The 6435-nt window shown below is 70.7% G+C and carries 9 protein-coding genes and 1 pseudogene; 5 read left to right on the top strand and 5 right to left on the bottom strand.

The window, feature by feature from the left end; all coding sequences use genetic code 11:
- From K933_RS05865 to K933_RS05855, 4 genes are all read left to right on the top strand, one after another.
- Positions 1-350 (top strand): AIR carboxylase family protein (locus K933_RS05865; protein ID WP_023393775.1); only part of this gene is annotated, 350 nt, incomplete at its 5' end.
- A 134-nt stretch (positions 351-484) separates the two neighbouring features.
- Positions 485-637 (top strand): DUF7563 family protein, encoded by a 153-nt coding sequence (locus tag K933_RS19545; protein WP_449240084.1) that lies wholly within the window; start codon positions 485-487, stop codon positions 635-637.
- Positions 638-799: 162 nt separating this feature from the next.
- Positions 800-1084: a GIY-YIG nuclease family protein gene (locus K933_RS05860; RefSeq protein ID WP_023393774.1), complete on the top strand. Its 285-nt coding sequence runs from the start codon at positions 800-802 to the stop codon at positions 1082-1084.
- A gap of 84 nt (positions 1085-1168) precedes the next feature.
- A complete protein-coding gene (locus K933_RS05855; protein ID WP_023393773.1) occupies positions 1169-1591 on the top strand; it encodes a hypothetical protein in 423 nt (140 codons plus the stop codon).
- 13 nt (positions 1592-1604) lie between these two features.
- Here K933_RS05855 and K933_RS05850 read toward each other — a convergent pair whose 3' ends face one another.
- Entirely contained in the window at positions 1605-2213 is a 609-nt protein-coding gene (locus K933_RS05850; RefSeq protein WP_049947648.1) for an NADPH-dependent FMN reductase, read from the bottom strand.
- A gap of 173 nt (positions 2214-2386) precedes the next feature.
- Between K933_RS05850 and K933_RS05845 the strand changes: the two genes are divergently transcribed.
- Positions 2387-3787, top strand: a complete 1401-nt coding sequence (locus K933_RS05845) for a phosphoglucomutase/phosphomannomutase family protein (protein ID WP_023393771.1) — start codon at positions 2387-2389, stop codon at positions 3785-3787.
- 75 nt (positions 3788-3862) lie between these two features.
- On the opposite strand, the gene K933_RS05840 is transcribed toward K933_RS05845, so the two are convergent.
- The 4 genes and pseudogenes from K933_RS05840 to K933_RS05825 form a co-directional block, all read right to left on the bottom strand.
- Positions 3863-5113: an RNA-guided endonuclease InsQ/TnpB family protein gene (locus K933_RS05840; RefSeq protein ID WP_023393770.1), complete on the bottom strand. Its 1251-nt coding sequence runs from the start codon at positions 5111-5113 to the stop codon at positions 3863-3865.
- 186 nt (positions 5114-5299) lie between these two features.
- Entirely contained in the window at positions 5300-5698 is a 399-nt protein-coding gene (locus K933_RS05835; protein ID WP_023393769.1) for a GNAT family N-acetyltransferase, read from the bottom strand.
- A 6-nt stretch (positions 5699-5704) separates the two neighbouring features.
- A complete protein-coding gene (gene samp2 / locus K933_RS05830) occupies positions 5705-5905 on the bottom strand; it encodes a ubiquitin-like small modifier protein SAMP2 (RefSeq protein ID WP_023393768.1) in 201 nt (66 codons plus the stop codon).
- Positions 5896-6435 (bottom strand): annotated as a pseudogene (locus K933_RS05825) (hypothetical protein); the annotation flags it as partial. The gene samp2 and the pseudogene K933_RS05825, both read right to left, overlap by 10 nt.

Below are 6435 nucleotides of genomic sequence, written 5' to 3'. Positions count from 1 at the left end.
CGGCCGGCCCGCGCGTGAGCGTCCACGAGGACGTGGGCGTGGCGAACATCGACCGCGTGCTCGACGCGGCCGACGAGTTCGACGGGGCGGACGCCGTCGTCGTCGCCGCCGGCCGCGAGGGGGCGCTCCCCACCGTCGTCGCGGGCCTGCTCGACGCGCCCGTGGTCGCGCTCCCCGTCTCGTCGGGGTACGGCGCGGGTGCCGGCGGGATCGCGGCGCTGTTGGGCGCGCTCCAGTCGTGTACGGTACTGTCGACGGTGAACGTCGACGCGGGGTTCGTCGCGGGCGCGCAGGCCGCGCTGATCGCCCGACGGGTCGCCGCCGCGCGCGCGAGCCGACCCGACCGGTGAGCCGTCCCGGTCGGTGAGCCGTCCGGCCCGTGCGGCCCGAACGCGTCGGTTCTGGCATCGGGAGAACAGCAACAGGGTATATGTGTGCGTGTGTCGTACTCGGGCACGCCGGCAGCGGTGGATGCCGGTCGACCATGCCACGCTGCGACCACTGCGGGTCGCACATATCCGACCGCTTCGCCCGCGTTTTCAGCGACGAGCACGGGAGGCTCAACGCCTGCCCGTCGTGCTCCGCGAACGCGGGAATCGCCGAAGCGGCGCGAGAGCGGACCCGCGCAGACGACTGAATCGCTGTGTGACCACCTCACACGCCGCAACGGCCACCACACACACCTCCCCGCTCGGGCCGACCGGCGGGGGTTGCGGCACCACACCGCAGTTATTTCGGACGCGCCACGCCCGCGTCCGGTCGCCGCAGGGTTCTTCGTCCGTCGTTGCTCACTCCGCCCGTGGGCCATCGACACCACGTCTACGTCGTCGAGTGCGCCGACGGGAGCTTCTACACCGGCTACACCACCGACGTCCAGCGGCGCGTCGCCGAACACGACGCGGGCGAGGGAGCGAAGTACACCCGCGGCCGGACGCCCGTTCGCCTGGTGCACACGGAGTCGTTCGACTCGAAGTCGGCGGCGATGAGCCGGGAGTACGCGGTCAAACAGCTCTCGCGCGCGGACAAGGAGCGGCTGGTGGCCGACGGCGACGCGGACGACGACGGGGACGAACACAGTCGGTGACCCCGTCACCGAGGTGGCGGCCGGTCGGCGAGCGCGGCGGGCGTCGGGGGAGGATACAACCCGTTCCCGGCGCGAGGAGCGACCGTGCGGACCGACTTCCCGACCCTCCTCGTCGGCGCCGACCGGGACCGGTCGGTGCGGGGAGTCACCGTCGCGGCGGGGCTGTTCGCGGTCGTACTGGTCGTCTCGCTGCTGCCGCTCGCCGTCGGTGCGGTCGTGGAGCCGGGCCTCGTCGTCGGGTTCGGGCTGGCGGCGTGGTGGGCGTACGACGACGGCGGCCTCGCGGTCAGCGTGGCCCTCGTGGTACTCCCCGTCGCGGGTCGGCTGACGTACTACTGGTGGTACTACCTCGACCGGCCCGCTCCCCCTGCGCTCCCGCTCTCGTTCGGCGGGCACGGCGCGTGGGAGGCGTGGGTGCCGCTGGCGGTGTTGCTCGGCGCCGTCGCGTTCGGGGTCGGGACCCTCCTCCGCTGCGTCCGCCGGTTCGTGGGCGGTCCGAAAGCGTGAGCCCGCCGGCGTCTCACTCGGGGACGTCGAGGAACTCCTCTTTGTTCGCCGCGTAGTGGGCGATACGCCGGCCGAGTTTCTCCGTTCGCTCGCGGAGGCCGTCGTCGACGAACTCGTAGCGCGCGTCGCCGCCGATGCCGGTTCCCGGCTCGTCGCGCTCCTCGAACTTGTTCCGCGCGCCCCGGATACCGACCTGGAGCGGGGCGGTCCAGCCGTGGACGCCGCGGACGGTGGTGCGCATGTGGTCGAGCGTCTCCGCGTACGACCCGCCGCCGGCGGAGGCGAACAGGCCGACGACCGTGTCGTCGTACTCGTCGAAGCTACACCAGTCGTGGAAGCTCCGGAACGCCGAGGAGTAGGAACTGTGGTAGACGGGCGACCCGAGGAGCACGCCGTCGGCCGCGCGCATCCGTTCGAGCAGGTCGGCGACATCGCCCGCCTCGTCGGGGTCGACGTCCGGGTGGTACAGCGGCGCGTCGACGTCGGGGTCGCCGAGGTCGATGTAGTCGGGGTCCGCACCGTAGTCGACGGCCGCATCGAGCGCGTAGCGGAGCATCGCCCGTGTGTAGCTCCCGTCACGACGGGAGCCGCAGACGGCGACGACGCGAGGGGGCGCTGTCATTGGACCCGCTCCGCGGCGAGCGGCGAAAAGCGCCACGATATCGGCGGTCGGGGCGGTCGAGACGGTCGGAGCGGTCCGGCCGCGTCGGCGCCGGGCGGGGCGTGCGGGCCGCGGGCGCTCGGGGGAGCGACGGCCGGCATCGGCTTTTTGCCGCCACCCGCCGACGCTCCGGTATGGACACCGACGCCATCGCGTTCGGAACCGACGGCTGGCGCGCGACGCTCGACGAGTTCACCGACGACCGGGTGCGGGTCGTCGGACAGGCGGTCGCCGACTACCTGGCCGCCGAACGCGACGGCGCGGGCGACGAGGTGGTCGTCGGTTACGACGCCCGCCCGACCAGCGAGGGGTTCGCGGAGTCGCTCGCTGAGGTGCTCGCGGGCAACGGCTTCGACGCGGTACTCCCCGAGCGCGACTGCCCGACGCCCGTGGCCGCATACGCGGTGGTCGACCGCGACGCCGCGGGCGCGCTGATGGTGACCGCGTCGCACAACCCGCCCGAGTACAACGGCGTGAAGTTCATCCCCGACGACGGCGCGCCCGCGCTACCCGAGGTGACCGAACGCATCGAGGCGAACCTCCGCGAGCCGGAACTCGACGCCGACGAGGCGGGCGCGGTGACCCGCGCGGACCTCGTCGGCTCGCACGCCAACCACGCGCGCAGGCTGGTCGCCTCGGGGTCCGACGGCGCGCCCGACCTCTCGGGGCTGACCGTCGCGTACGACGCGATGCACGGCAGCGGCCGCGGCGTCACCGACGCGCTGCTCGAATCGGCGGGCGCGGAGGTGGTCCGCCTCCGCTGTGAGCAGGACGACGAGTTCGGCGGCGGGTCGCCCGAGCCGAGCGCCGAGAACCTCGAACGACTGGTCGAACGCGTCGGCCACGGCGACGCCGACCTCGGTATCGCCAACGACGGCGACTCCGACCGGCTCGCGGTCGTGACGCCCGAGCGCGGCTTCCTCGACGAGAACCTCTTCTTCGCGGCGACGTACGACGCGCGACTGGAGGTCGACTCGGGACCGGCGGTCCGCACCGTCTCGACCACGTTCCTGATCGACCGGATCGCGGAGGCACACGACGAGGACGTGTTCGAGACCGCGGTCGGGTTCAAGTGGGTCGCGGAGGCGATGGGCGAACACGACGCGCTGATGGGCGGCGAGGAGTCGGGCGGCTTCTCCGTCCGCGGGCACGTCCGCGAGAAGGACGGCGTCCTCATGGCCCTGCTCGCGGCCGCCGCCGAGGCCGACGAGTCGTACGACGACCGGGTGAGCCGACTGGAGGAGGAGCACGGCCGGATCGTCGCCGACAAGGTCAGCGTCGACTGCCCCGACTCCGAGAAGGAGCGCGTCATCGAGGAACTCGCCGACCACATCCCCGACGAGGTGGCCGGCGAGGGCGTCGCCGACGTGGTCACCGTCGACGGGTTCAAACTCCTGTTAGAAGACGGGTCGTGGCTGCTCGTCCGCCCCAGCGGGACGGAGCCGAAGATGCGCGTGTACGCCGAGTCGGGGAGTGAAGGGCGCTCGCAGGCCATCCTCGACGACGGCCGCGAACTGGTCGAGCCACTGGTGTAAACTACCCCACCCTACTCCCTGGGCGCTACGCACCTCGGTCCTGGAGGGTGGGGCTTTGATGTGGACTCCCGGCAATCAGCCTCCGGCAATAGGCCGGTGACTCTTGCCGTTCAACGTCCCACCATTTATACGCAGGTCTACTTCTGCGTCTCCGCTCCCCGACTTGGGCGAGGAACGGAGTCTGTGTGTTCGCTTTCGGGCGTACCGTAACCCGATGTTCTTCGCGCCGTTGTAGTCCGCGTTCACTGTGTACCCGCACTTCTGGCACTCGAAGTGTTCTCCGTGGCGGTTATCCTCGTGTGTGAACCCGCAGTCCGTCCGAGAACAGCGTTGGGACGTGTGGTTCGGCTCGACTTGCTCCACGGAAACTCCTTGTTCAGGGGCCTTGTAGGAGACGTATTCGTAGAGGCATCGGAACGCCCAGACGTGGTGCCACTTCGCCTGCGGAAGGCGCTCGCGTATATCGGTCAAGTCCTCGAACGCGATAACGTCACAGTCGTGTTCGACGGCTTCCGTGACGAGTTCGTTGGCGACGGTGTGGATGTACTGTTTCCGCCATGCTTCTTCGCGCTTCCCGAGGCGAAGAAGAGCGTTGTGCGCGGCTTGCGTGCCGCGCTGTTGCATTTCACTGCGTCGCTTCTCGAACTCGCGGCACCAGTGGTCGTAATCGTCTCCCTGCCAGAACGTGCCAGTCGATGAGACGGCGAGACTGTTGACGCCGAGGTCGATACCGAGGACCGTTTGGTCGGGGTGCCCGGTATCTGCCGGAACCTCTGCGTCGTCGCCGTCTATTCGCCGAGTCGAGATATGGATGTAGAACTCGTCGTCCACCGCGTCGTACCGAACCGTACTCTCGCGGAACTCGTAATTCTCGGAGAGAACGTACCGTTCGTAGGGCGTCGGGCTGTCTGCCGGGAGGATGAACGACGGTTCGACACGCCCCTCGACAGTTGCCAGCGACACCTTGTTGCGGTAGAAGGTCGCGCTTCGTGTGTCGTAGTCCATCGTTTCGGCGGTGAACGTGGGGCAAGAGACGCGCTGTCCCTTCTTCCAGCGTTCGACAACGCCTTTGACGGCTTCGACGGCGCATTTGATGGCAGCTTGGACGAGTTGTGCCGGTAACTCCGTCTCCTCTCGAAGTTCGGCGTAGAGGGCATCTCGAACCTGCCGTTTGTTGGTCTTACACTCGGTGTAGGAGGTGTCGGACCAACAGTAGTCGGCGGTTCGGTTCGCACAGTACAGGTATTGCCCGGCGGTTCGGTGGAGTGCGTCGCGTTGCTCGTCGGAAACGACGAGTTTCACGACGGCAGTTCGACGCACGTCCATACTTCAGAGAGTACCCGACGGTACTTGATGATATGGGAGTCGGTCGGTCGGAGTATGCCGATTGCGTCGTACCGTGTCGGTTTCCTCTCCGGCCTACTCGCTCCCTTTGCTACGCTTCGGTCGTTCGTTGAGGCCGGAGGCTCCACCTTGAATTACGCCGACTCCGCGACCGTGTTGCGGAAGCGGCTACCCGAGTCGTCCGCGTAGCCGGTCGTCGTCGGTCCGCCGGATCTCGAACCCGAGCGACTCGTAGAACGGCCGCACGTCGGCGCGGAACTCCGCGGTCAGGTGGTCGTCGACCCGCGCCGCCGCGGCGCGGACCAGCGCGCTCCCGACGCCCCGGCCGCGCCGCCGCCGCCGCACCGCAACCGCCGCGACGCGGCTCCCGTCGAGGACGAGCGCGCCCGTCACGGTTCCCTCGGCCTCCCGCTCGCTCGGGTTCACGCTCACCAGCACGTCGCCCGCGCCGATACGCGCGGGGAGGTCCTCGGGGCGTTCGAGCAGCGCGCCGTCGAGCAGCCGACGAACCGCGAGTTCGTCGTCGGACGCCGCCTCGCGGACGACGTGTCCGTCGTCGCTCCCCACGCCGGCTCACCCCCCCTTGATCAGCCGGAGCACCCGCACCCGCTCGGCGTCGACCGGGCGGTCCTCGGGGACGGGCGTCTCCCCGACGAGGACGGTCACCTCGTGGGGGGAGTAGCCGACCGCCCGGCAGAGGTCGGCGTACGTCGCGCCGTCGGCGAGCGACAGCGAGTGGGTGTCCTCGCCGACGACCTCCGCGACTACGTCCATACCCCACCTCCCGGATGGAGCCGTTTGAGCGTTGTTCCTCCGACCAGCGCGCCCGCACCCCAGAGCGCGAGTCCGACGGCCACTGGCGGGCCGACGGTCGGGAGCGCCGCGAGGAGCGCGAGCGCCGCGGCCAGCGGGACGGCGCCGGCCGACTCGACGGCGAACCGCGCCGCGAGCGTCTCGCCGCCGGCCGCCAGCCCGGCCGCCAGCGAGCAGAGCGCGGCCGCCCCACAGGCCGGGAGCGCGAGACCGACCAGCGGGGTTCCCACCCCCGACACCGCCGCCAGCGCGAAGGCGAGACCCGCGACGAGGGCGGCGGCGACCCCGCGGGCGAGCGAGCGGCCGGGGCGGGTTCGCGCCCGCCCCACGACCGCGTCGGTTTCGGCCGCCAGCCCCGGGAGTCGGCGGAGTCCGACCGCGAGCGCCCCGGCGACGAGCGGGAGGAGTCGGGGGAGCAGCCCCGCCGCGCGGAGGAGCGCCCCCACGGGGCCGAGCAGCGCGTCTGTCGGCACGCGAGCGCCCGCGACGCG

Origin of the sequence: Candidatus Halobonum tyrrellensis G22 (assembly GCF_000495475.1) — an archaeon.
Classification (GTDB): Archaea; Halobacteriota; Halobacteria; order Halobacteriales; family Haloferacaceae; genus Halobonum; species Halobonum tyrrellense.
This window is presented reverse-complemented; position numbering and strand designations above follow the sequence as displayed.